The sequence below is a fragment of the Kitasatospora sp. NPDC001132 genome (genome assembly GCF_053598415.1).
Genome location: NZ_JBSFKF010000009.1, coordinates 205,177 through 230,194, shown reverse-complemented (window position 1 = coordinate 230,194; position 25,018 = coordinate 205,177). Strand labels below are relative to the sequence as shown.

The window sequence follows — 25,018 nt, the reverse complement described above, 5'->3', positions numbered from 1 at the left end:
AAGGCTAACCTAACGATCGAGCCCGTCCGTGGGGCACCCCCGCTCCGTCGAGCTGCCCGGACCTCGCTCAACTCCCGTACCAGCATTGCCCCGGAGGCCCCCATGTCGTTCGCCCGTCGCCCGCTCAGCCCCGTCCGCCGCCGCGCGGCCCAGGCGCTGGCCGTCACCGGGGCGGCCGCGCTCCTGCTCGCCGGCTGCGGCTCCTCCGGGTCCTCCTCCTCGGGCTCGTCCACGGCCGCCTCCCCGGCGGCGGACGCGGCCGGCGGCAAGGGCGGCAGCGGTGACAAGCGGACCGTCAAGGACGCCACCGGCAAGGCGGTCGAGGTCCCCGCCGAGCCCAAGCGGATCGTCACCCTCACTCAGGAGGATCTGGACGCGGTGCTCGCCCTGGGCGTCAAGCCGGTCGGCATCACCAACGGCCAGGGCCTGGCCGAGCCGCCCGCGTACCTCAAGGACAAGGTGCAGGGCGTCCCGGTGGTCGGCAACCTCCTCCAGCCCGTGATGGACAAGGTGATCGCCGCCAAGCCGGACCTGATCCTGGCCGGCGACATGCAGGACGAGCAGGTGCTCAAGCAGCTGCGCGAGATCACCCCCGCCACGCTGGTCACCATGGCGCCCACCGACGACTGGAAGCTCGCCTTCCGCGGCATCGGCAACGCCGTCAACAAGCTGGACCAGGCCAACAAGGTGATCGGCGACTACGAGGCCAAGGCCGCCAGGGCGGGCGGTGAGCTCACCAGGAACAAGGGCGCCGCCGTGTCCATCGTGCGCTGGAACCCCACCGGCCCGAGCTGGATGGAGAAGAAGCAGTTCGCCAGTGGCGTCGCCCTCGACATGGGCCTGACCCGCCCGGCCGCCCAGGACAAGGACGGCAACGCGCACAGCCCGGCGCTCAGCCTGGAGAAGCTGGGCGAGATCGACGGCGACTGGCTGTTCCTCTCCACCCTCACCGACGACGGCAAGGCCGCGCTCAAGGACGTCCAGTCCAAGCCCGCCTACCAGGAACTGGGCGCGGTGAAGAACAACCACACCGTCACCGTGGACGGTTCGGTCTGGTCCACCCGGGGCGGCCCGCTCGCCGCCGACGTCGTCATCGGCGACTTCTCCAAGGCGCTGGGCGGCAACTGAGCGCGCGCCGGGCGAGGGGGAGACTGCCATGGAGTTGACGATCGAGGGTCTCAGCGCCGGCTACGGGCCGGGGCGCCCGGTGCTCGGCGGCGTCGACCTCACCGTACCGGCCGGGCAGGTGGTGGCGGTGGTCGGCCCGAACGGCTGCGGGAAGTCCACCCTGCTGCGGTCCGTCGCGAGGCTGCACCGGCCGGACGGCGGACGGGTCCTGGTCGGCGGCGAGGACGTGTGGCGGCTGCGCCCGCGCCAGGCCGCCCACCGGGTCGCGCTGCTGCCGCAGAGCCCGCAGGCCCCGGAGGCGGTCACCGTGGCCGGGCTCGTCCGCTACGGCCGCCACCCGCACCAGGGACTGTTCCGCCAGTGGTCGGAGCAGGACGAGCGGCTGACCGCCGAGGCCCTGCGCGCCACCGGCGTCGAGGACCTCGCCGACCGCCGCCTCGACCGGCTCTCCGGCGGCCAGCGCCAGCGCTGCTGGCTCGCCATGGTGCTCGCCCAGGACACCCCGGTGGTGCTGCTCGACGAGCCGACCAGCGCGCTCGACCTCGGCCACGCGGTGGAGGTGCTGGAACTGGTCCGCCGGGTCGCGGCGGGCGGGCGGACGGTGGTCATGGTGCTGCACGACCTCGCGGCGGCCGCCCGCTACGCGGACCTGTTGGTCGCGCTGCGGGACGGCGCGGTGGTGGCCTGCGGGCCGCCGCGCGAGGTGGTGGACGCGCCGCTGGTGCGGGCGCTGTACGACCTCGACAGCCATGTGCTCGCGGCGCCGGGCGACGGTGCGCCGGTGATCGTGCCCCGGGCGCCGCTGGGTTGAGGGACCGGGGGGCCGGGGGAGCGGGGGCCGAGGGGCCGGGGCCGGGGGCTGAAGGACGGGCGGGGCGGCTGCGTGGGGGCAGCAGCCCCGCCTTTCTCCGCTTCTTCGATCACTCGTTCGAGTGGTTTGAATTCACCATGTCAGGGCCCGGGTCACCCCGCCCGTCGCGTTGTCAGTACCCCTCGCTACGTTCCTCGCATCGCTGGTCAGCAAGGCGATCGACAGGTGTTTCCCGGTGGGAGGAGTACGGCCGTGGCATGGGTGGAGACGGGCGCGGGAGGGTACCGCGTCGCGCTCGACGGGGACGGCAGGGTGGTGTGCCGCAACGCGGCGGGCCGCGACCTCAAGTCGCTACCGTCGAAGCTCGGTGACGACCCGGTGGTCACCCAGCTCAAGCAGCTCGCGGAGTGGCTGGCCGCGCACGAGCGCGGCTGCCTGGAGGCCGTCGAGCGCTGGATGGTCCGCTCGCTGCCGGTGCCCGCCGCCGTGCTCACCGCCGTGTGGCCGGACGACGCCTGGCAGGGCGTCCTGAAGGACCTCGTGGTCACCGCCACGGACGGCTCCGTCGCCGGCTTCCTGCGCGGCGCCGACGCCGAGCGCGGCCTCGGCCTGGTCGACCTGGACGGCGACACCGTGCGCCTCACCGACGGCGAGATCCTGATACCGCACCCCGTCCTGCTCCAGGACCTCGACGAGCTGCGCGAGTTCGCCGTCGAACTCGGCGTCTCCCAGCGCGTCCAGCAGCTCTACCGCGAGGTCTGGCACCGGCCCGCGCAGGTGCCGGCCGGCACCGAGGTCGCCACCTACGCCGGCGGGCGATACCGGGAACTGCGCGAGCTGGTCGGGCGCAGCAACCGGCTCGGCTGCCGAATCCGCGGCGGCTGCGCCGTCCAGCCGGTCACCGAGGGCGGCCGCACCGTCGAGGCCCGGGTCTGGGTCGGCGACTACTACGAGTACGACGAGTGCGAGACCGGCGCGCTCAGCTGGGCCGGCCCCGACGGCCGCGCCCTGCCGCTCACCGAGGTCGGACCGGTCGCCTGGTCCGAGGGCATGCGGATGGCCGCGGCCCTGTACGCCGGCCGCACGATCCAGGGGGACGAGACCGCATGACCACCACCGTGAACCCGACCGCCGCCACGCCCGAGGAGCTGCTCGACGCCGGGGCCGTGCTCCCGCCCGGCACGCTGCCCGACGCCGGCCGCCCCGACAGCGCCGCCGACGTGCTCACCGCCCGCACCTACACCCACCCGGCGCTCGACGGGCGCCGGATCGTCCGGCTCGTCCCCGGCTCCCTCGGGCAGGCCGAGGACCTCGCCCTCGACTTCCTCGGCCTGGCCCCCGAGGCCGCGCCCGCCGAGGTCGGCCAGGTCCGCCAGGAGGCGCTCGGCTTCCCCGCCTGGGCCCTGGTCCACGACCCGGCCAACGGCCACCACGCGCTCGCCCTGGTCAAGGAGATGGAGCGGCTCGCCCGCCAGGCCGCCGCCAAGCCCGGCGCCGCCAAGGACGGCTTCGACGAACTGGCAGTGCGCCTCGGCCGGGCCGTCCCGCACTTCCTGCCCACCTTCTGCGAGGAGGTCGGCCGGATCTTCCTCCGCCACGAGAACCGGACCTACGCCGCCGCCTGGTTCGGCAAGGCCCGCGAGGCCGAGCGCACCCACGGCCTCACCGTGGACGAGGAGCGGCTGCGCGCCGTCTTCCTGGAGTTCGCCCTCGCCGGTGCGCTCACCGTCAAGTCCCTGCGCCAGTACGTCAAGGAACTCGCCCAGCGGCTCGACCCGCTGACCGCCTGGCAGCGCTTCCGCCAGCTGTGCACCGAGCGCTCCGCGGCCGGCATGGCCCCGTACGCCGGGGTCGCCGAGGACGCCCGCGCCCTGATCAAGGCCGCCGGACTGGACCGTGCCGAGCACGAACGCGCGCTGCTCGCCGAGCTGCTGGACTCCCCGGCGGTCAACCGGGCGCCCGGCGCGTTCTGGAAGTCCTGGCACGGCGCGCTGGTCGAACTCGGCCGCGGCGACGCGGCGGTCCGCACCCGCCTGCTGGAACTGCTGCCCGACCCGGCCTCCACCGACCCGGCCCCGCACGACACCGCCTGGCTGGAGCTGCTCGCCGAGACCGGCGCCGAGGAACTGCTCACCGGCCCCCGCCCCGAGGGCGCCGAACCCGCCGCCGCCTGGCTCCAGCGCTGGTGCAACCACCACGGCCGCGGCTGGCGCAGCCGGCCCAGCTGCCCGGCCACGCTCGCGCTGGCCGGCCGGATGGCCGAGCGGCTGAAGGCCGACGCCGTCCCGGTCGACCTCCACACCGGCATCCGCGGCAGCCACACCCGGATCGACCTGCTGGACCAGCTGCTGGCCGCGGGCGTCCCGGTCGCCGACCCGCCGTCCGGCTTCGGCCTCGACCTGCGCGAGTGGGTCGCGCAGTGCGGCCCCGACAGTCCCGCCCTCACCGCCGTCGCCGCCGACGAGCGGTACCGGCCGCTGCTGCGCACCGCCACCCCGGGCGCCTGGGAGACGGCCGTCAAGCGGCGGGCACCCGCCCTGCCGGTGCTCAACGAGCTGTTCGCCGAATGGGCCGAGCAGCGCGCCGACGAACTGTCCGCCGCCCGCGGCCTGGCCGGCGCCGCCGACCTGGTCCGCTCGATCGACCAGTACCGCACGGCCGTCCGGACGGTCGCCCCGGCCGTCGCCGAGCGGATCGCCGCCCTCGACGTCACCACGCTGCTCACCGACGCCCTCCGGGCCGGCATCCTGGACGAACTCGGCTGGCCCGCCCTGGAGGAGGCGCTCGCCAAGCTCGCCGACCCGCCCGCCGCCGACGCCCCGCAGCACCCCGTCCCCAGCCTGGGCGTCGCCGGCCTGGACGAGCTGGTCATCGAGGACGCCTGGCCGCAGCTGATCCTCTCCCGCCGCGACCAGGCCGTCGTGGTCGGCCCGGAGGGCATCCTGCTGGAGCACACCCTGCGCACGCCCGGCCCGGCCGCCCGCACCAGGCTGCGCCTGGTCGACGGCGAGCTGCTGGTCGCCTGGCGGCACGAGGGCAAGCAGCTCGCCTACTGGTCCAGCCGCCCGGACGAGCAGTTCGAGCTCGAGGGCCAGACCATCACCGGCTACTACTACGGCAACCGGGATCCCCAGGCGCCGTCCCTCCAACTGCCCGGCGGCGGCCGCACCACCGGCGAGCGCCCGCTGCACGCCGGCGACACCCGGATGCCCCAGGAACACCGCGTCCTCGGCGACGGCACCGGCTACTGGACGCAGCGCCGCACCTCCGAGGGCGACGCCGTCCTGCGCGAACTCGACCCGGCCACCGGCACCCTGGGGCGCACCGCCGAACCACCGGTGATCGCCGCCACCGCCCCGGCCGGCCGACTGGTCCACCGCAGCACCTGGCTGCTGCCGCTCCAGCCCGGCCTGGAGCGGACCCCGCTCGGCACCGACGGCACCGTGCTCGGCAGCTGGGCCCGGGTCGAGCCCGGCAAGGCCGTCACCACCTTCACCGCCGACGGGCAGCACATCGTGGTGCCGCTGGGCGGCCAGCGCACGGACACCGTCCCGGTCGGCCGGCTCAGCCTGCCCGGCGGGGCCGCGCCGGTGGTCAGCCACGTCTCCGGCGACCACTTCGCGCTCAACCTGCCCGACCTCACCGGCCGCGCCGACCGCACCACCGACCTGCGCCCCTGCCGCTCCGGAGAGCTCTCCGCCGCCGGCACCCCGCTGATCCCGCCCTACCCGCACTGGCACGCCCTGCGCCCGCGCGACGAGGCGGGCTCCGAGGTGCTGCGCGCCGTCACCGCCGAACAGGCCGCCCGGCTGATCGACGCCGCCTGGCCGGTCGATGCCGAGCCGGGCCCGGAGGACGAGCGGCGCTGGCTCACCGTCCAGGGCGTGCGCCGCCCGCTCGCCCGCAACGGCGAGGCCCTGCGCTCCCTGCCCGTCCAGGCGGTCGGCGCCGCCCTGCCCGGCATCGCCCACCCGCGGCTGCTGGCCGGCGTCGCCGGGCTCGCCCGCACCGCGGCCAACCTCCTCGACCAGGTCGCCCGGTTCCTCCCGCAGCCGGAGGCCGAGCGCCCGAGCACGGCGAAGGACACCGAGTGGCGGCCCGACCACGGCCGCGACCACGAACTGCGCGACGCCGTGCGGGCCGTGCTGCCCGGGATCGACGGCCTCGGCAGCAACTGGGGCGAGTCCGAGCAGTGGGCGGTGCTCAACAACCTGCGCACCGTCAGCGCCGTGCTGGCCGCCCCGCCCGCCGCGGCCGGGGAGGGCTGGACCACCCCCGCCACCGTCACTCTGCGCAGCGCCGACGCCCACCACGGCTGGCTGGACCTGCTCGGCCGGCTGCACGCCCTCGCCTACGCGGTGGCCGCGCCGTTCACCCGGCCCGCCCACCGCTCCTCGCTGGTCCTGCTGCTCGGCGAACTGACCAGGGGCCCGCTGGCCGACCGCGGCGCCACCCTGCGCGAGATCGTCCTCGCCGAGCCGGTCCCGGCGGCCGCGAACGGTACCGGCAACCGCCAGGTCACCCGCCGCCAGGGCGAGGTGCTGCGGCACGGAGAGCGCACCGTCGTCATCCTCGGCCACCGGCGGCAGTACAACGACGGCACGGTCCACTGGCTCGCCGTCGACCACGACCCGAGCGGGGAGTTCGGCCCCGTCGCGCACTTCACCACCGTCGCGGAGCGCGGCACCGAGGAACTGGTCTCCGCCGCCTGGGTCGCCAAGTTCTGGCGGGTCGCCGCGCTGCGCCGCACCATCCCGGTGGACCCCGCCCGGGCCGAGGCCTTCAGCGCGCTCACCGGCATCGGCGCCGCCCGCGCCGCCCTGCTGCTCAGCCCGCCGTCCGGCCTGCTGCACTGGGGTTCCGTCGCAGTGCCCGCCGAACTCGGCCTCAAGACCGGCGAGTTCAAGGCCGCCAGGGCCTGGCTGTGCGGCCACGACCACGCCGGCCTGGCCGCGGTCTGGGGCGCTCTGCTGCCCGCCGACCCGAAGACCCTGTGGACGGACGGCCCCAACCTCGCCGCCGGAGCCGAGGAGTGGATCCGGCGCTTCGGGCGGCTCGTCACCCTCCCGGAGGAGGCGCTGGCCACCGTCCAGGGCGTGTCCATCGACACCGTCGAGGCGGTGCTCAACCCCTCCCGCACCCCGTGGCTCACCCGACGCACCGGCTACCGGATCACCGAGGAAGGCGGGTCCGGCCCCCGGCTGGTCCCCGAGGACGCCTCCGCCCTCCCCGACAACGGCGCGCTGCGCGACACCGTCGAGGCGCTGCGCTGGCTCGCCTACCACCTGCCCGCCGACAGCCCGCTGCGCCCGCTGCTGCCCACCGCCGCCACCGCGCTGCGCGACCGGCTGGCCGACCCGGAGCTGCTGCTCGACCTCCACCTGATCAGCACCGTCAAGGGCGCCCCGCTGTCCGCCGTCCTGCGCACCCACTTCGGGCTGCCCGCCGAGGGCGGCGCCGACCAGGACGGCCTGGTCCGCTGCGGTCCTGCGCTCGTCCTGGCGCCGCACCACGAGAAGTACGAGCGGGTCTGGCTGCGCCCGGCCGCCCTCACCGGCCCGGACGACCCGCTGCTCGAACTGCTCGACGGGCTCACCGACAGCTACTGGTACTCCGTCGAGCGGCGTGCCATCGAGTCCCTGCTGCGCGGCGAGCCGGAGCAACTGGCCTCCGCCGCCACCGTGCCGGCCGACGGCGAGGGCCCGGCCTGGCTGCAGAACCCCCAGCTGTCCGTCCCCGGGCTGGTCACCGAGGTGTCCCGCACCCACGGCCTGGGCGAGGACGCGGCCACGCTCTACCTCCAGCTGCTCGCCCTGCCCGACCCGACCGACCGCAACGCCGCCCGCTGGACGGGCTGGAAGCCCGCCAGGCTGAAAAAGGCCCGCGCCGAACTCGCCGCCACCGGCCTGGTGCTGGAGGCCAAGCGCGCCCGGGCCGGCCGCAGCCTCTTCCTGCCCGGCGGCTGGCAGGAGGCCAAGGCGCCCGCGCTGCCGGCCGAGACCTGGAAGGCCGCCCTGTACGACCTGCCCACCCACCGGCCCGCGCTGGTCACCCTGCCCGTCCCCGAGCTGTTCGCCCGGGCCTGGCAGCGGACCGTCGACGGCGACACCCCCGGTTACGAAGAGCTCCAGACCAGCAAGCGCAGGAAGGCCCGCCGATGAGCACGACCACCACCACCGCCCCCGCCGCCGCGGACCGGCAGACCGTTCCGCCCGAGGAGAAGTACGCCGCCGAACTGGAGTTCCTGGCCGCCCACGACAGCGGCCCGCGCCCGCCCGGCTGGCGCCTGACCCCGCGCGCCGTGGTCACCTTCGTGATGGGCAGCGGCGGCGAGAAGCTCAAGGCCGGGCGCAAGGGCCTCGTCATCGAGCCGAAGTTCGTCGGCGAGCGCGCCCTGGTCGAGCGCTGCGTCGTCACCCTCGCCGGGGAACGCGGCCTGCTCCTCGTCGGCGAGCCCGGTACCGCCAAGTCCATGCTCTCCGAACTGCTCGCCGCCGCCGTCTGCGGCACCAGCGCGCTCACCGTCCAGGGCACCGCCGGCACCACCGAGGACCAGCTCAAGTACGGCTGGAACTACGCCCTGCTGCTGGCCAAGGGGCCCAGCCGCGAGGCCCTCGTCCCCTCGCCGGTGCTCACCGCGATGACCACCGGCGCGGTCGCCCGGGTCGAGGAGGTCACCCGCTGCCTGCCCGAGGTGCAGGACGCCCTGGTCTCGCTGCTCTCGGAACGGCGCATCGCCGTCCCCGAGCTGGCCGGCACCCCGGACGGGCAGCTGCACGCCGCAGCCGGCTTCACCCTGATCGCCACCGCCAACCTGCGGGACACGGGCGTCAGCGAGATGTCCGCGGCGCTCAAGCGGCGGTTCAACTTCGAGACGGTCGGCCCGATCGGCAGCCTCGCCGCCGAGGTCGACCTGGTCCGCCGCCAGTCCACCGCCGCCGTGGCCCGGGCCGGCGCCGCCTACGCGGTGGACGACGCCGTCCTGGAGGCCCTGGTCACCGCCTTCCGCGACCTGCGCACCGGCCGCTCCACCGAGGGCTGGGACGTCGAACGCCCGTCCACCGTGATGAGCACCGCCGAGGCGGTCTCCGTCGCCACCTCGCTCGGCGTCAGCGCCGCCTACCTGCCCGACGGAGGGGACCTGCTCGGCCGGCTGCCCGGCCAGCTCCTCGGCGTCGTCCGCAAGGACGAACCGTCCGACGCGGGCCGGCTGCTCGGCTACTGGGACGGCCCGGTCCGCCGCCGCGCCGAACAGGGCGCCGCCACCTGGCGCACCCTGTGGGACCTCCGCTCGGTGTTGGAGGCCTGATCCGATGAGCAGCGCGGAGATCCACCGCCCGGAGGACACGGACCGCGAGGTCCGGGCCGAGGCCGACCGGCTGGCCGCCTCCGGCACCGGCCGCCCCGGGCCCTACCTGATCGGCGTGCGCCACCACGCGCCGTCCCTCAGCGCGGTCGTCCCCGCGCTGCTCGACGCCGCACGGCCGCAGGCCGTCCTGGTCGAGCTGCCCGCCGAGTTCCAGCCGTGGCTCGACTGGCTCGCCGACGAGGCCACCCAGGCCCCGGTCGCCCTCGCCGCGGCCCCGGCCGGGGCCGAGTCCGGGCTCGGGGAGGTGGCCGGGCCCGCCTTCTACCCGTTCGCCGACTTCTCCCCGGAACTCGCCGCCCTGCGCTGGGCCCGGCGCAACGGAGTGGAGGCCATCGCTTGCGACCTCCCGCTCGCCCACCGCGCCGCCCGCACGGCCGAACGGCGACCCGCCGGCCCCACCCCCGACGCGCCCGGAGTCGCCGACGCGCTGCGTCACCGCCTCACCGGACGGGACTCCGACGGGGACCTGTGGGACCGCCTGGTCGAGACGGCCGCCCCGGGCTCCACCCCGGAGGCCGTCCGGCGCGCCGCCCTGCTGGTCGGCTGGGCGCTGCGCCGCGACGCCGAGACCGGCCCCGGCGTCGACCCGTACGACCTGCGCCGCGAGGCCTGGATGCGAGCCCGCATCCAGGCCGCCTCGGCCGACGGGCGTCGGATCGCCGCCGTGATCGGCGCCTTCCACGCCCCCGCCCTGCTCGACGGCCCGCTCGCCACCGAGGAGCCGCCGCACCCGGACGACCCCGGGCACGTCCTGTCCCTGATCCCGTACACCTACCCGCTGCTCGACGCCCGCTCCGGCTACCCGGCGGGCATCCGCGACCCGGAGTGGCAGCACACCGTCCTGGACGCCGGCGGCGACCCGGAACGCCTCGCCCAGGCAATCACCACCACCGCCGTCCGGATCTGCGCCGCCCTGCGCACCCAGGACCACCCCAGCGGCCCGGCGGACGCCCGCGAGATCGTCCGCCTGGCCGGGGACCTCGCCCGACTGCGCGGCCACGCCGCCCCCAGCCGCGGCGAACTCGTCGAAGCGGTGCAGACCGTCCTCGCCCAGGGCGAACCCCTCGGCCGCGGCCGGGCCGTCGCCCGCGCCCTCGAGCAGGTCCTGGTCGGCACCCGCACCGGCCGTCCCACCCCCGCCGCCCCGCGCAGCGGACTCGGTCCGGCCGTCGAGACCCTCCTCGGCGACCTCGGCCTCCCGGGCCCCGCCGACCCAGGTCCGCGCGAACTGCGCCTCGACCCGCTGCGCAGCGCCCTCGACCGCCGCCGAGAGGTCCTCCTGCACCGCCTCACCGCCTGCGAGGTCCCCTACGCCGAGGCCGTCGCCACCACCGGCGCCGGCGGCACCGAGACCCTCGGCACCCGCTGGCGCCTGCACTGGACGCCCGCCACCGCCGCCATGCTCACCGTGGCCGGCACCCGCGGCGTCACCCCCGCCCAGGCCGCCGAAGGCGCCCTGCGCGCCCGGCTCAGCGACCAGCCGACCCCGCGCGAGATCATCGACGGCCTCACCGCCGCCGCCTCCTGCGCTCTCCCCACCCTCGCCGAGACCCGCCTCACCCAGCTCACCACCGTCCTCCCCACCTCCGCCACCCTCCCCGACCTCCTCGACGCCCTGGCACTCGTCGACCGCCTGACGGCGGGCCACTTCCCGGGTTGCACCCCGCGGGGAGGGGAGGTGGTGGCCGCCGCCAACGGCGGCGCCGTCGCGGCCGCAGACGGCGGGACGGCTTCGGCGCCCGCCGCCCCTGCCCGCCCCGCCCTCCGGGAGCAGCCCGGCCGCGCCCCGGTCGACGGGGGCGCCACGGACGGGAACGGCACGGTGGTTGGTGCACCCGGCCCCGGTGGCACCGAACCGGCGGGCAGTGCTGGGAAGGCCGCCGGAGGTGGTGGCGACACCGCTCTTCGCGGCTCCGCCCCGGCCCCTGCCGGAACGGGCGCGACCACTGCCGGCGGCCGTCACGCCCCTGCGGGAGACGCTCACCCGGGCACCGGGCCCGGCGCGCCGTCCGCACCGACGGGCCGGCCCGTGCTCGCCGCGGCCGGAGAGGTGCTCACCGTCGCCGCCATCCGGCAGTTGGAGGGGCTGGGCGGGTCGGACGACCCACTGGACGCTCGGGCGCTGGTGGAACTGGTGCGGCGGGCGGACCGACTCGGTGGGGTGCGGCTGGCGTACGTGCTGGCCGAACTCGCCGAGCGGGGGAGCCCGTTGGTGCGGGCTGCGGCCGGTGCGGTGCGGGTGCTGCTCGGGCAGGAGCCGGCCGAGGCCCTGGGCGGCCGGGCCGCCTCCTGGGTGGACGGTGCGACCGGTCCGGAGGCACGCCACGCGCTCGGGCGGTCACTGGTCGGTCTGCTGACGGCTGCGGAGGGCCTGTTCGACTCCGCGCCGCAGGCGCTGGAACCGGTGCTGGAGCGGGTCACCTCGCTGCCCGACGAGGCCTTCCTGGACCGGCTGCCCGCACTGCGCGGCGGGTTCGACACCCTCAGCCCGGCCGCCCGAGACCGGCTGCTGGCCCTGGTCGAGGAGCGCCTGGGCACCCGGCTCGCCGCTCTCCCCGAGGAGGCCGGCCCCGCCGTGCTCGCCGGCTGGGTACGCGCGGACCTCGCGGCGCGTGCGGCACTCGCCCGTCGCGGCCTCCTGCCCCCGACACCCGTGGAGCCCCCGACGTCCGCGGAGCCTCCGGTCGCTGCGCCGCCGCCCCCGGCCACGCCGCCCCCGGCCACGGAGCTGCCGGCCACCCGGCCTCCTGCCGTGACCACCCCGCCGCGCACCCTCGCCCCCGCCGAGCGCTGGCGGCTGCTCCTCGGCCGCCCGGGCAGCGGCGGCCTGACCGGCCGTGGCGCCCGACTCGCCACCGCCCTGGACGAGTTGTACGGCAGCGGCCACGGCGAGGGTTCCGGCCCGGGCGTGGACAGCCGGGGCGGCAAGGGCGGCCGCGAGGCCCCGTACCCCGGTGTGCGGGAGTGGGCCGAGGAGTTGGAGTCCCTGTTCGGCCCCGGCGTGCGGGAGGAGGTGCTGGCGGCCGCCGTCGCGCAGGGTCGTACCGACGTCCTGGAGGCGATCGACCCGTCCGCCGTCCGCCCGTCCGTCGACCTGCTGCGCACCGTGCTGGACCACGCGGGCGGTCTGCCCGAGGCCCGGGTGGCCCGGCTGCGCCCGCTGGTGCGGCGCCTGGTGGACGAGTTGAGCCGGGAGCTGGCCACCAGGCTGCGCCCGGCCCTGACCGGGATCGCCGTGCCGCGCCCGTCCCGCCGCCCGGGCGGCGGGCTGGACCTGGACCGGACCATCCGGGCCAACCTCGCCACCGCCCGTCCCGCGCCGGACGGCGGCACCCTGATCGTGCCCGAGCGCCCGGTCTTCCGGACCAGGGCGCGGCAGGCCAACGACTGGCGGCTGATCCTGGTCGTGGACGTCTCCGGGTCGATGGAGGCCTCCACGGTGTGGGCCGCGCTGACGGCCTCGATCCTGGCCGGGGTGCCCTCGCTGAGCACCCACTTCGTGGCGTTCTCCACCGAGGTCCTGGACCTCACGGAGCGGGTGGACGATCCGCTGAGCCTGCTGCTGGAGGTGAGGGTCGGCGGCGGCACCAGCATCGCGAAGGGGCTGCGCTACGCGCGGGAGCTGGTGACGGTGCCGTCCCGCACGCTGATCGCGGTGGTCAGCGACTTCGAGGAGGGCGGCCCGGTCGGCGGGCTGCTGGCCCAGACCCGGGCGCTGGTGGACTCCGGCGTGCACCTTCTCGGCTGCGCGGCGCTGGACGACACCGGGACGGCCCGTTACTCGAAGGCGGTCGCGGGCCAACTGGTCGCGGCCGGAATGCCCGTGGCGGCGTTGAGCCCGCTGGAACTGGCCCGCTGGGTGGGGGAGAAGGTGCGATGAGTGTGACGGCACGGACGAGCGACTGGCCGGGCGTGCGGCCCGAGGTGGTCGCCGAGGTGGTGGCCGGGCTGAGCGCCCGGCTGCAGAAGCGGCTGGACGGCGCGGCGGCGAAGCTGGCGGAGCGGCCGGTGGTCCGAGAGGGCGACGAGTGGCGGGTGGAGGTGGACGAGGAGACGGTGCTCGTGCTGCACGCCCCGGGCGGGGTGGTCACCGGGGAAGCCGGCGTCCGCTGCGGCTGCCTGCTCGCCCCGGCCTGCGTGCACCGGGCCGCCGCGGTCACCCTCTGCCCGCTTGCCGAGGCCGAGCCCGAGCCGGCGCCCGGGCCCGCCTCCGAGTCCGGGGCCGAAACCGGGTCCGAGCCCGGGCCGGCGCCCGAGCCCGGGGGCGGCACTGCGACGGCACCCACGGCGGCGGCCGCCGAGTCGGCCGACCGGCCGGCCCCCACCCCGCTCACCGCCGTCGAGCTCGAAGCCGTCCACCACCTCCACCGGGCCGCGGCCGCCGTGCTGGCCGCCGGGGTCAGCGGGGCGGGCGCTGTCGCCCAGGCCGAACTGCTGCGCGCGGCCCACCGGGTGCGGCTGGTGGGCCTGCACCGCCCGGCAGCGGCCGCCGTCACCGTCGTGACCCGGGTCCGGGCGGCGCGTTCCGGCGCGCCCGACCACCGGCTGGTCGACCTGGTGGCAGGTCTGCGCGAACTGCTCGGCCTCACCACCGCCCTGGCCGCCGGTGCCGCCCCGGTCGTCGAGCTGCGCGGCACCGCGCGCCAGGCCTACCGGGAGGAGGGCGGGCTGCGGCTCTACGGCCTGTTCGCCGAGCCGGTGCTGACGGCCACCCATGCGGGCGCGGTCAGCTGGGCGGTGGACGCCAACGGGCGTCTCAGCACGATCGCCGAGGTGATGCCGCATGACGACGCGGCGGCCGCCGCCCCGCAGGCGGTCGGGGCCGGCAACCGGACGGTCCGGCTGGGCGACGCCGCGCTGAGCCACCGCGAGTTCAGCCGCGCCGGGCTGGCCGTCCAGGGCGCGACCAGGTCCACCGGCGGACGGCTGGGCGCCGGCGCCTCGGTCCGGGCGGTCCGGGCGGCGGGCACGGCGTGGACGGCGGAGCCGGCCGCCCGGCTCTGGGCCGAACCGGTGCCCGCTCAGGTGGCCCGGGCGCTCGCGGCGCAGGAGCTGCCGTACGAGAGCCGCCCGGCCGGGAGCGACCTGCTCTTCCTGGACGTCACCCTGCTGGGCACCGCCCCCACCGGTCCGGGCGGGACGTCGCAGCTGCTGGCGCGCTGCACGACGGGGGCGCCGGCGGGCGGGCCGGCGGACGGGCCGCTGGGTGGCCCGGTGGTCGTCCTGCGCCCGGCGCACGAGCACCCCGACCTCCCCTTCCGGGCGAACCTCGCGCTGCTCGCCACCACGCCCGGCCTGCGGCTGCGGGTGATCGGCCGTCTGGAGCGCGCGGACCGTCCCGAGCTGCGCCTGCTCGCGATCGGCACGCCCCCGGACGACCCCGGCCCGCTCTCCCGGCCCGTGGAGCGGGCGGGCCGGGTCAACCTCGGCCTCGAACGCCTCCAGACCGCCGACCTCGCCGCGCCCGCGAAGGCCTCCGCCACTCAGGCCGACCCGACAGCCGACGACCGGGTGGACGCATCGACGGCTCAGCGGACGGCCCAGCCGACGGCCCCGGCAGCGGGCCCGGCGCCGTACGGCCCGCCCGTGCATGTGCTCGCCCGACGGGTCGAGCAGACGGTCACCACGGGGCGGCACGCCCTCGCGCCGAGCGGGGCCTCGGCAGCGGCCGACCGCGCACTGCTGCGCGCCGCCGGGCTGGCCACCGCCGCCGAACTCCTCGACGGCCTCCGGGCCGGCGCGGCCCACCGGCAGCGCGACGTCTTCGGCCGGATCGTCACGGACGACCACGGGGCCTTCGCCATCGCCTGGTTGACGGCGGCTTCCTACACCGAGGAACTGGCCGCGGCGCTGTGTGCGGCGGCCTGGTCCGGGGAGGAGGCGGCCGGGGTATAAGCCGAACTATTTGCACAGAACGGTATTCCGCGCCAACTGGCATACTTGTCAGCGGAAGACGAGGAGACGCGGAACGAGACCTCGTACGACACCGCGCACGGGGCCTCGTCGGGCACAGGGTACGAGCAGCGCGACGGAAGGGTAGGCGAGTCATGGGAATCCGCGACGATGCGGCCGAGATCCGGGCCCGCGGCTGGCGGACGCTCGCCGCGCTGCACGGCATGATCGACACCGCGCTGGAGAAGGCGCTCCAGGCCGAGTTCAAGCTCTCGGTGGTCGAGTACACGGTGCTGGAGGCGCTCTCCCGCCAGGACGGCTGGCACATGCGGATGCAGCAGCTGGCCCGCGCGGCGGCGCTCAGCAGCAGCGCGACCACCCGACTCGTCAGCCGCCTGGAGGACCGGGGCCTGCTCGGCCGCTACCTCTGCGCGGACGACCGGCGCGGCATCTACACCGAGTTGACGCCCGAGGGGCGCGACCTGCTGACGGCCGCCCGCCCGGTGCACGACGCCGCGCTGGAGGCGACGCTGGCCGAGGCCACCGAGGTCCCCGAACTGGCGCCGCTGGTCGAGTCGCTCGCCGACCTGCACCCGCTCCACGCCGACGCCTGAGCCCGGCGCGGGCCGCCCGTAGAGACGGCCCGTCCCGCCCAGACCGGCCCGCCCGGCGGTACCCGGACCGCGCTCATCGGCAGGGCCGGGGCGGCCACGGTCCGCCGGGGCGTCACCGCGGGCCCTCGGACTCCCGGACGGCGGGGGCTTCCCCGAAGGCTTCCCCGGGGGCTCGCGGCGGGGTCGAAGGTGCGGGGAGCGCCCCGTGCACCGGCGCGGTGGCGCCGTGGCCCACGGTGGGGCCGCCCGACAGGTCGTACATGCGGGGCGGCACGGGCCGGGGAACGACCACGGCGCCGGGCAGTCCGGGGATCTCGGCGCCGACCGGCAGGCCCCCGTTGTCGGGTGCATCGGCCCGCACGACGTCGACAGCGCCGGTCCCGCCGCCGTCCGTGGCGTACGGGACGGCGGGAGCCCCCGGGGCGCCGAAGGGCCCCGGAGCTGCCTGGCCCCCGTCCCGCCTTCCGCCCGTTCCCACGGCCGTCGCGCCCGACGGATCCCGCCCGAGGCCGTCGTGCCCCGAACCCGACCCCGCCTCCGAACCAGACCCCGTACCCGACCCCGCCCCCGAACTCGAACCGGAAGCCGACCCCCAACCGGAACCCGAACCGACACCAGCCCCGGCTCCAGGACCGGCCCCGGACCCGACTCCAGGCCGGAAGCCGCCTCCCGCACTGCCGCCTCCCGCACTGGCGTCCCCCGCACTGCCGCCTCCCGCACTGGCGTCCCCCGCACTGCCACCCCCAGCACTGCCACCCCCCGCCCCCGGACGCGCGTCGGACGCCGGGACCCGGGTGATCCGGGCCCCCGACGGCAGCCCCGGCACCGCGGCCGACTGCGGCGGCTGCCCGGCCCGCTCCAGCAGCGCCGAGGGCACCAGCACCACGGCCCGGGTGCCGCCGTACGGGGACGGCCGCAGGGAGACCCGGACGTCGTGCCGGGCGGCCAGGCGCGCGACGACGAACAGGCCGAGCCGCAGGTCGTCGCCGAGCGCGGAGACGTCCAGCTCGGGAGGGGCGGCCAGGTAATCGTTGATCCGCCGGTGCTCCTCCTCGGTCATGCCGAGCCCGCGGTCCTCGACCTCGACGGCCAGGCCCGTGGGAACCTCCTGCGCGGAGACCTGCACCTGGGTGTACGGCGGGGAGAAGGTGGTGCCGTTCTCGATCAGCTCGGCGACCAGGTGGATGACGTCGGCGACGGCCTGCCCGTCGAGCGAGACGCGCGGCACGCCCTGGACGACGACCCGGGAGTAGCTCTCGGTCTCCGAGACGGCGCTGCGCAGCACGTTGACCACGGGCACGGCGGTCCGCCAGCGTCGGGCGGGCAGGGCGCCGCCGAGGATGACCAGGTTCTCGGCGTTGCGCCGCATCCTGGTGGCCAGGTGGTCGACGGCGAACAGTTCGCGCAGCAGTTCCGGGTCCTCGTGCTCGCGTTCCAGCGCGTCCAGCATGCTGATCTGCCGGTGGATCAGGATCTGGGTGCGCCGGGCGATGTTGAGGAAGACCTTCTTCGTCCCCTCGCGGCCCTGGGCCTGGTGGATGATGGCGGCGACCGCGGCCTGCCGGGCGGTGGCCAGGCCCTCCGAGGCCTGCTGGAGGTCGTCGCCGCCGCGCCGGGAGGGTGCCCAGGCGGTCGGGGCGGCCACCTGCTCTCCGGCGCGCAGCCGTTCGACGACCTCGGGGATCTCCTGCCGGGCGAGCGCGACGGTGTCGGCCCGTAGGTCGGACAGCCGCGCCGACAGCGTCCAGGCGGTTCGGATGCCGCGGAACAGGCTGATCAGCACCACCGCGGCGACGGCCGCGCTGCCGGCCAGCAGCGCGGTGCGCTGTCCGGAGTCGCGCAGCAGGTGGACGGCGTAGCCCCAGGCGGCCGCGAGGCCCAGGCTGGGGACCAGCGCGAGGGAGAGGAGCCGGCCGCGGAGCGAGCCGGACCGGCCGGCGCGGTGGCCCGTGCGGCGGGCCGGTATGCCTGGCATCTGATTCCTTGCTGCAGGGCCGCGTCGCGGGAACCGGGACGCCGGTCCGGACCGGTGGGTCCGGGCGGCGGTTCGACCCCGTACGGAGCGGCCGGGCTTCGGGGCGTCGAGGCCTGGGCTGCCGGAGCCGGTGACGTGCTGTCACTGGCCCGGCGGGGTGCAGCGCGGCCGCCGACGGCACGGAACGCTATCAGCCCGAGTGTCGTCGATGAACATCAACTGGCCGGGTACGAGGGCCTGATGGCGCTGTGGCGGCGCTCGTGCCGCACGCTCCGCCGACGTGACGCCGCAGCTCACGGCCCTCGGCCGGGTCGAAGCGGCGGTCCCCGGAGGTCGGGTGAGGCCCCGGGGAGAGGCCGCCAGGAACAGGTCAAGTACCGCTCGTGGCGGGGCGGGCGGACGGGTCTCAGCCCGCGAGTGGCATCGGCAGCACCCGTCCGCCCCGTCCCGGCGGCTTCTCCGCCGGGGCGTCCCGCTGGGCGGCGAGTTCGCTCCAGGCCCAGCTGGTCAGGTCGGACAGCTCCGCCGACCACTGCTTGCCGTACGTGCCCGAGGCGAACTGCCCGAGCCGCAGCCGCTGGACGTCGGAGGTGCCGGCCGGCGGGTAGACGTGGGTGGCGTCCCTCAGGTAGCGCTCGATGCCGAACTCGGGCTGGAGTCCGCGGGCGGCGTGGATCTCCATGGCGTTGCGTGCGGAGTCCAGCGCGTACTCGGTGTTGATGAGCTTGGCGTTCATCAGCTCGGCGTCGCAGGCGCGGCCGTGGTCGAGCAGGTGGGAGGCGTGGTAGGCGGCGAGTCTGGCGGTCATCAGCCGGGACTGCATCTCGCCCAACTTGAGCATGATGTTGGGAAGTTGGTTGATCGGCCGACCGTACAGGACGCGCCCCTCGGCGAACCGGACGGTGTCCTCGACGACCGCGGTGTGGATGCCGAGCGCGACGGCGGCGAGGTTGATCCGGCCGTAGAGGGTGGAGGAGGAGTAGGCGACGTCCAGGCCCTGCCCCTCCCGGCCGAGCCGGTTGGCGGCCGGAACGCGGCAGTCCTCCAGGAGGATCTCGCCGAAGCTGAAGCCGTGCAGCCCGCTCTGCGACCCGGGGGAGCCGGTGCGGAACCCCACGCGGTCGCTCTCGACCAGGAAGGCGGACAGGCCCCGGCTGCCCCGGCCGGTGCGCAGGACCACGCCGTGCACGTCCCCGATGTGGGAGTTGCCGACGAAGCACTTGCGGCCGTTGAGCACGTACTCGTCGCCGTCGCGGACCGCGGTGCCGGTCATCCCGAGCACGTGCCCGCCGGACTCCGGCTCGGTGACGGCGATGGTCGGCAGGCACTCTCCGGAGGCGAACTTCGGCAGCCACTTGCGGCGTTGGGCCTGGGAGCCGTAGTGGAGGACCTTGGCCACGCCCAGCTGGGAGGCCTGCGCGATCGAGCCCGCGGCCCCGCTGACCCGGGCCAGCTCCTCGATGATCACGGTCTTGGCGACGTGCCCCAGGCCGAGGCCGCCGAACTCCCGCGGGATCGTCACGCCGATCCAGCCCTGGCGGGCGATCTCCCGGGCCAGCTCGAACTCGATCTTCCGTTCGGACTCCATCCCGGCCACCCTCGGCCGCACCTCCTTCTCCGCGAAGTCACGGACCTCGGCGCGAAGGTCCTCGTGACGGTCGTCGGTGAAGTAGTCCATCGCCATTGCTCCGGTCCTCTCGATGCGTGTGGTGCCGTGCCTCCGTCCGTGCCGTCGATGCCGCTCCGGCGACGCCCTCGGGGGGCGGTGGGGGTGCGGGAGTTCCGGCCGGTCGCCCCGGTGCGATCGGCGCATGCGTCACGGGGCGGTGTCCCGGTGACGGGCGCCGTCCGTGTCTTCGGCAGGGCTCATTGTTGTATGGGGCACCGGGGCATCCCAGAGTCGATCTTGGATTGGCGCGATTCGGTCCATCCCCGCCGGGAGGGGTTTCGCCCGGGCCTCGGACGGGAATCGAACTTCGCTTCCGTGACGGTCCGTCGACCTGTCGTTCACATGCGGTTTTGACAAGCCATCGGCAATGCCGAGGAACGCCCGATCGAAGCGTTCCAGCGGTTCTGATGTCTGGTTACATGTGCGCCATGACTGATGTGATGAGCACTCAAGGCCAGTTCCCGGGTGCCTCCGGGGAGTCCGCGCGAACCCGCAGGCTGCGCGGCCTTGGGCTCAACGACCCGTCCGCGGACGAGGCCTTCGACCGCTTCGCCCACCTGGCAGCCAGTATCACGCGCGCTCCCATCGCGATGGTCAACTTCATCAACGACGAGCGCCAGATGTTCCGGGGGCTCTACATCCCGCCAAGTTCGGCCGACGCCCCGGCCGAGGACGGGTCGTCCTGGGCGGACCGCGGCATCGCCTTCGACCTCCCCACCCGCGAGATGCCGCTGAGTCACGGCTTCTGCCCGCACGTGGTCGCCCAGCGCTCCCCCCTCGCCCTCGACGACATCCTCGCCTACCCCCGGTTCGCCGGGAACCCGGTGGTGGACGAACTCGGCGTCCGCGCCTACCTCGGCGCCCCGCTCGTCGACGACACCAACACCGTCATCGGCACCGTCTGCGTCCTCGACCGGGAACCCCGGCAGTGGGGGCGCGAGCGGCTGCGCGACATCCAGCACCTCGCCGAGGCGCTGCTCTCCGAGATCCGGCTGCGCGACAGCCTGCTCGCCCAGCGCCAGGAGATGTTCGCCGCCTTCGACGGCTCGCCGTTCCCCATCATGCTCACCGAGGGCCCGGGCCAGGAGATCCGGTACGCCAACGCCCAGCACGCCGACACCTTCGGCGCGCCGACGGCCTACGGGACGATCGGCGCCGCGTACCCGCTGCTCGGCGCGGTAGGCCTCGAACAGACCGTCGCCGAGGCCTACCACACCGGTCGCACCGCCGTCCTCGACGACGTCCGGATCCAGTCCGCCCGCCCGGACGCCCAGCGCGGCCCACAGGTCTTCAGCTTCACCTGCACCCCGCTGCGGGCCGCGCTCACCGGCCGGATCAACGGCGTCCTCACCGTCGGCATGGACATCACCGCCCGCTCCCGCACCGAGGAGGAGCTCGGCACGCTGGCCGCCCTGCTCGTCGACCGGCTCCAGCAGAGCGGCGCCTCGGTGCCCGGCCGCTCGGCCATCGCCGGCGAGGCCGGAACCCGCCTGCCCGGCTGACCCCCGGCCGGTGCGGACCGTCCACCACCGTGGCGGGCGCCTCTCACCCCCGTGGAGAGGACCCCGCCGCGGTGCGGCCCCGGTGCCGGCGCGGTGCCGCCACGGTGCCGTCCGGGGAAGGGAGTTCACCGGGAGCCCGCCGGAGCCCGCCCGAGTCGGAGCCGAGCCCCGCCCGAGTCGGAGCCCGCCGGACCCGAACCCCGCCGGAGCCCGCCCGAGTCGGAGCCCGCCCGAGCCCGCCGGGCCCGCCGTCCGGGCCGAGCGGGTGAACCGACCCCGTACCACCGCCCCGACCGGCCCCGCGCCCGGGGTCCCGGGTGGTAGGCATGGGCCGCATGGACTGGTTCGCCGCCCCCGACTACTGGCTGAGCCGACTGCTCGTCCAACGCCTGCTCGCCGCCCTCTACCTGATCGGATTCCTGGCCGCCGCCGCGCAGTTCCGCGCCCTGATCGGCGCCGACGGCATGCTGCCCGTGCCCCGGTTCACCGCCCGCGTCCCGTTCCGACAGTCACCCGGCCTGTTTCACCTCCACTACAGCGACCGGTTCTTCGCCGCCGTCGCCTGGAGCGGCGCCGCCCTCGCCGCCGCCGTGGTGGCCGGGCTCGGCGACGCCGTCCCGCTCTGGGCGTCCGTCCTGCTGTGGATGGCGCTCTGGGGCCTCTACCTCTCCATCGTCAACGTCGGGCAGACCTGGTACTCCTTCGGCTGGGAGTCCCTGCTGCTCGAAGCCGGCTTCCTCGCCGCGTTCCTCGGCAACGCCGACACCGCCCCGCCCGCCCCGGTGCTCTGGCTGATGCGATGGCTGGTCTTCCGGGTCGAGTTCGGCGCCGGACTGATCAAGCTGCGCGGCGACAGCTGCTGGCGTGACCTGACCTGCCTCCAGTACCACCACGAGACCCAGCCGATGCCCGGACCGCTCAGCTGGTTCTTCCACCACCTGCCCGCCCCGCTGCACCGGGTCGAGGCCGCCGCCAACCACGTCGTCCAACTCGTCGTACCGGTCTGCCTGCTGCTGCCGCAGCCGGTCGCGAGCTACGCGGCCTGCGCCGTCCTCGCCACCCAGCTCTGGCTGGTCGCCTCCGGCAACTTCGCCTGGCTCAACTGGCTGACCATCGCCCTCGCCATCGCCGCCGTGCAGCCCGCCCGCCTCGGCCTGCCCGTCCACGCCCGCGCGTACCCCGGCGCGCCGGTCTGGTACGAGGCGCTGGTGATCGCGCTGACCGCCGCCGTCGTCGTGCTCAGCTACTGGCCGGTGCGCAACATGCTGTCCCGCGGCCAGGCCATGAACCGCTCCTTCAACCGGCTGCACCTCGTCAACACCTACGGCGCCTTCGGCAGCGTCAACCGGCTCCGCCAGGAGGTGGTGGTCGAGGGCACCGACGAGGCGGTGCTCACCCCGCACACCGTCTGGCGCGAGTACGGCTTCAAGGGCAAGCCCGGTGACGTCCGCCGACTCCCGCGCCAGTTCGCGCCCTACCACCTGCGGCTCGACTGGCTGATGTGGTTCGCCGGCATCTCGCCCGCCTACGCCCGCCCCTGGTTCCTGCCCTTCGTCGCCCGCCTGCTCGCCGGCGACCGGGCCACCCTGCGCCTGCTGCGCCACAACCCCTTCCCGGACGCCCCGCCGACCCACGTCCGGGCGACCCTCTACCTGTACCGGTTCACCGATTGGCGCGAACTGCGGGAAACCGGCGCGTGGTGGCACCGAACCGCGCTCAGCGAGTACCTCGCGCCGGTCGATCTGCGGGCCCTCGGCCGCGCCGGGTACCGGCCGCCGCTCGGCCGGCGGGGCCCGGCGGGAGGCCGGGGCGTCCGGGAGGTGCCGCTGGGAGGGTTCCAGCGGCCCGGCCGCCAGTCCGGCCGCCGGTCCGGTCCGTCAGGGCCGTCCGGGCCGTCCGACGGGGGACGGCGCGGGCCCCGCGGAGAGGAGCCGTGAGCAGCACGGACACCCGTCCGGAGCAATGACGGACCAATGACGGACCAAGGACGGACCGCCGTGCGGACCACCCGTGCGGACCGCCCGAGTGGCGGCCAGGCGGGCGGTATGGCATACGACACCCGCCCATCCGGACGGTGGGTGCGTGCAAGGCTCGAACGGGCACCCGTATTCTGGGCGTCCACAACCGGCAGCCCGACCGCGCGCCCCCTTGCCCCCCAGGGGCGACCTCGCGCACCCGGTCCGCCGCCCCCTCGCCGCCAGCCCCGCCGTCGTCGCCCAGAACCGGACCTCACATGACAGTGCTTCACTCGCGCAACGCCGACGCAGCCGACCCGGCGGACGTCGCCGACGCCGCAGACGTCAAGGACCCCCAGGACGCCGCCGCGGAGCCCGACCTCCGCGAGGACCTCGGCCGCTACGCGGAGCTCGGGGCCTTCACGCTCACCGCCGAGACCCACGCCTGGTACGCGGCCGTCGACACCGTCGCCACCCCCGAGGACGCCCGCGCCGCCTCCACGGCCCTCGCCGAGCTGCGCGGCAGCGACCTCCAGCAGACCCGGGAGGCCGTCGCCGCCCTCGCCGCCGACGCCAAGCTCGAAGAGCCCGACACCGTCGCCAAGACCGCGCTCCTGGTCGAGATGCTCCAGCGGGTGCACCGCACCTCCGCGACCCTCTTCCCCGCCGCGTACGACGCCGACCTCGGCGCCCTCGCCGCCGCCACCGCCGACAGCGCCTGGCGCCGCGAGAACGGCGTCAAGCTCTCCTGGCTGCGGGGCCGCTCGCTGCGCAAGCAGGCCGTCGCGCTCGCCATCGACCGGCGCATCCGCCGGGAGGACCTGCACGAGGCTCTCACCTCCGCGGAGATCGAGCGCCGCGCCTGGGCCGCGCTCGCCCCGGTGGGCACCCTCCCGCGGGTGCCCACCGACGGCGCCCTGGTCGACCGCACCGCCCAGGCCTTCGAGGCGATCAACACCGGCCTGCGCGGCCTCGCCCGCCTGCTGCCCGACCACGACCTGGACGGGCTGCCCTTCGCCGAGCTGATCGACCTGGTCGAGCGGCTCGCCGCGGACGAGGGCACCCTCTACCGCCTGCCCACCATCCGCGGCCTGCGCGCCGGCCTGGAGGAGGCCGGCCTCGCCGACCTGCTCGCCGAACTCGCCGCCGCCAAGGCCGACCGCCGCGCCGCCGAGGCCGCTTACACGGCCCGCCAGGCGCTCGCCGGCGGGCAGCGGGACGGGCTGGCGGAGCAGGCGGCCGCTGTCGCGGTCGAGGAGACGGTGGTCGAGGAGCAGCCGGGTACCGAGGAGACCGCGGAGGCGGCGGCCGAGACCGCGGTCGAGGTCGGCGCCGAGGTCGACGGTGGGACCGGTGCAGAGGAGGCTGCGGCCGAGCAGTCCGGGACCGACGAGCCGGGGACCGAGGAGTCGGTCGACCGGGCTGACGCCGAGGCGGCTGCCCTGCAGGCGCTGGCCGCCGGGCAGCGGGACGGCCTCGTGGAGGAGGTTCCGGTCCTGGTGACGCCTGTGGCGGAGTCGGCCGACGACGCTGCTGCGGCGACTGTGACCGAGGCTGACGAGGTCGAGGCCGACGTCGTGACGGAGGTCGAGGTAGAGGTAGGGGCGGAGGCAGAGACGGCGTCGGACGCGGGTGCCGCTGACGACGAGCCGCCGGCGGCGCAGGCCGAGGAGGAGACGCCGGTTGCCGTGGTCTCCCTCCCGGCGCCTTCCCCGGCGGCCGACGACCTGGTGGCCGCCGCGACCGCCGCTCTGGCCGAGGCCGCGGACGAGCCGACGGCGGAGGTGGAGCCGGAGGACGCCCCGGTCACCGAGAGCGCCGAGGTCATTGAGGTCGTTGAGGCCGTAGGGGCCGAGGAGACCGCTGCCGAGGTCACGGTCGAGGAGCCGGCCGTCGAGGACGCGGTCGCGCCGGTGGTCGAGAACGCGCCTGAGGCTGTCGTCGCAGAGCCCGAGCCTGAGGCTGTCGTCGCAGAGCCCGCCGTGGCCGAGCCCGCCGTCGCGGTCGAGGAACCGGCCGTTGAGGTCGAGGAGGCCGCTGCTGAGGTCGCGCCGGCGGCCGAGATCGAGTCCGAGTCCGAGCCTGAGGCCGTAGCGGCGGAGC

At 75.9% G+C, this 25,018-nt stretch carries 12 protein-coding genes and 1 pseudogene; 11 read left to right on the top strand and 2 right to left on the bottom strand.

Going from position 1 to position 25,018, the window contains the following annotated elements; all coding sequences use genetic code 11:
• Positions 1–102: 102 nt before the first annotated feature.
• From ACWDBE_RS15535 to ACWDBE_RS15500, 8 genes are all read left to right on the top strand, one after another.
• The gene (locus tag ACWDBE_RS15535; RefSeq protein WP_449808261.1) at positions 103–1,128 is read left to right on the top strand and encodes an ABC transporter substrate-binding protein; all 1,026 of its coding nucleotides are present in this window, start codon (positions 103–105) and stop codon (positions 1,126–1,128) included.
• Positions 1,129–1,156: 28 nt separating this feature from the next.
• Complete coding sequence (locus ACWDBE_RS15530; RefSeq protein WP_449808260.1) at positions 1,157–1,939, top strand: ABC transporter ATP-binding protein; 783 nt, start codon at positions 1,157–1,159, stop codon at positions 1,937–1,939.
• A 252-nt stretch (positions 1,940–2,191) separates the two neighbouring features.
• Positions 2,192–3,049, top strand: a complete 858-nt coding sequence (locus ACWDBE_RS15525; RefSeq protein ID WP_449808259.1) for a DUF4132 domain-containing protein — start codon at positions 2,192–2,194, stop codon at positions 3,047–3,049.
• Positions 3,046–8,100: a hypothetical protein gene (locus tag ACWDBE_RS15520; RefSeq protein ID WP_449808258.1), complete on the top strand. Its 5,055-nt coding sequence runs from the start codon at positions 3,046–3,048 to the stop codon at positions 8,098–8,100. The genes ACWDBE_RS15525 and ACWDBE_RS15520 overlap by 4 nt, the downstream gene beginning before the upstream one ends.
• Positions 8,097–9,248 (top strand): ATP-binding protein, encoded by a 1,152-nt coding sequence (locus tag ACWDBE_RS15515; RefSeq protein ID WP_449808257.1) that lies wholly within the window; start codon positions 8,097–8,099, stop codon positions 9,246–9,248. Before ACWDBE_RS15520 ends, ACWDBE_RS15515 begins: the two co-directional genes overlap by 4 nt.
• 4 nt (positions 9,249–9,252) lie before the next feature.
• On the top strand, positions 9,253–13,188 hold the full coding sequence (locus ACWDBE_RS15510; RefSeq protein WP_449808256.1) for a vWA domain-containing protein: 3,936 nt from the start codon (positions 9,253–9,255) through the stop codon (positions 13,186–13,188).
• Positions 13,185–15,203 carry a hypothetical protein gene (locus ACWDBE_RS15505; RefSeq protein ID WP_449808255.1) on the top strand — a complete coding sequence of 673 codons (2,019 nt, stop codon included), beginning with the start codon at positions 13,185–13,187 and terminating at the stop codon, positions 15,201–15,203. Before ACWDBE_RS15510 ends, ACWDBE_RS15505 begins: the two co-directional genes overlap by 4 nt.
• Before the next feature lie 152 nt (positions 15,204–15,355).
• Entirely contained in the window at positions 15,356–15,814 is a 459-nt protein-coding gene (locus ACWDBE_RS15500; RefSeq protein ID WP_392872158.1) for a MarR family winged helix-turn-helix transcriptional regulator, read from the top strand.
• 112 nt (positions 15,815–15,926) lie between these two features.
• Here ACWDBE_RS15500 and ACWDBE_RS15495 read toward each other — a convergent pair whose 3' ends face one another.
• Both ACWDBE_RS15495 and ACWDBE_RS15490 read right to left on the bottom strand, forming a co-directional pair.
• Positions 15,927–17,789, bottom strand: a complete 1,863-nt coding sequence (locus ACWDBE_RS15495; protein ID WP_449808254.1) for a sensor histidine kinase — start codon at positions 17,787–17,789, stop codon at positions 15,927–15,929.
• Positions 17,790–18,195: 406 nt separating this feature from the next.
• On the bottom strand, positions 18,196–19,473 hold the full coding sequence (locus ACWDBE_RS15490; protein ID WP_449788561.1) for an acyl-CoA dehydrogenase family protein: 1,278 nt from the start codon (positions 19,471–19,473) through the stop codon (positions 18,196–18,198).
• A gap of 413 nt (positions 19,474–19,886) precedes the next feature.
• Here ACWDBE_RS15490 and ACWDBE_RS15485 point away from each other — a divergent pair, with 413 nt between their 5' ends.
• The 3 genes and pseudogenes from ACWDBE_RS15485 to ACWDBE_RS15475 form a co-directional block, all read left to right on the top strand.
• On the top strand, positions 19,887–20,960 hold the full coding sequence (locus tag ACWDBE_RS15485) for a GAF domain-containing protein (RefSeq protein ID WP_449788560.1): 1,074 nt from the start codon (positions 19,887–19,889) through the stop codon (positions 20,958–20,960).
• 335 nt (positions 20,961–21,295) lie between these two features.
• Positions 21,296–22,897: a lipase maturation factor family protein gene (locus ACWDBE_RS15480; RefSeq protein WP_449808302.1), complete on the top strand. Its 1,602-nt coding sequence runs from the start codon at positions 21,296–21,298 to the stop codon at positions 22,895–22,897.
• A gap of 296 nt (positions 22,898–23,193) precedes the next feature.
• Positions 23,194–25,018 (top strand): annotated as a pseudogene (locus ACWDBE_RS15475) (hypothetical protein); the annotation flags it as partial.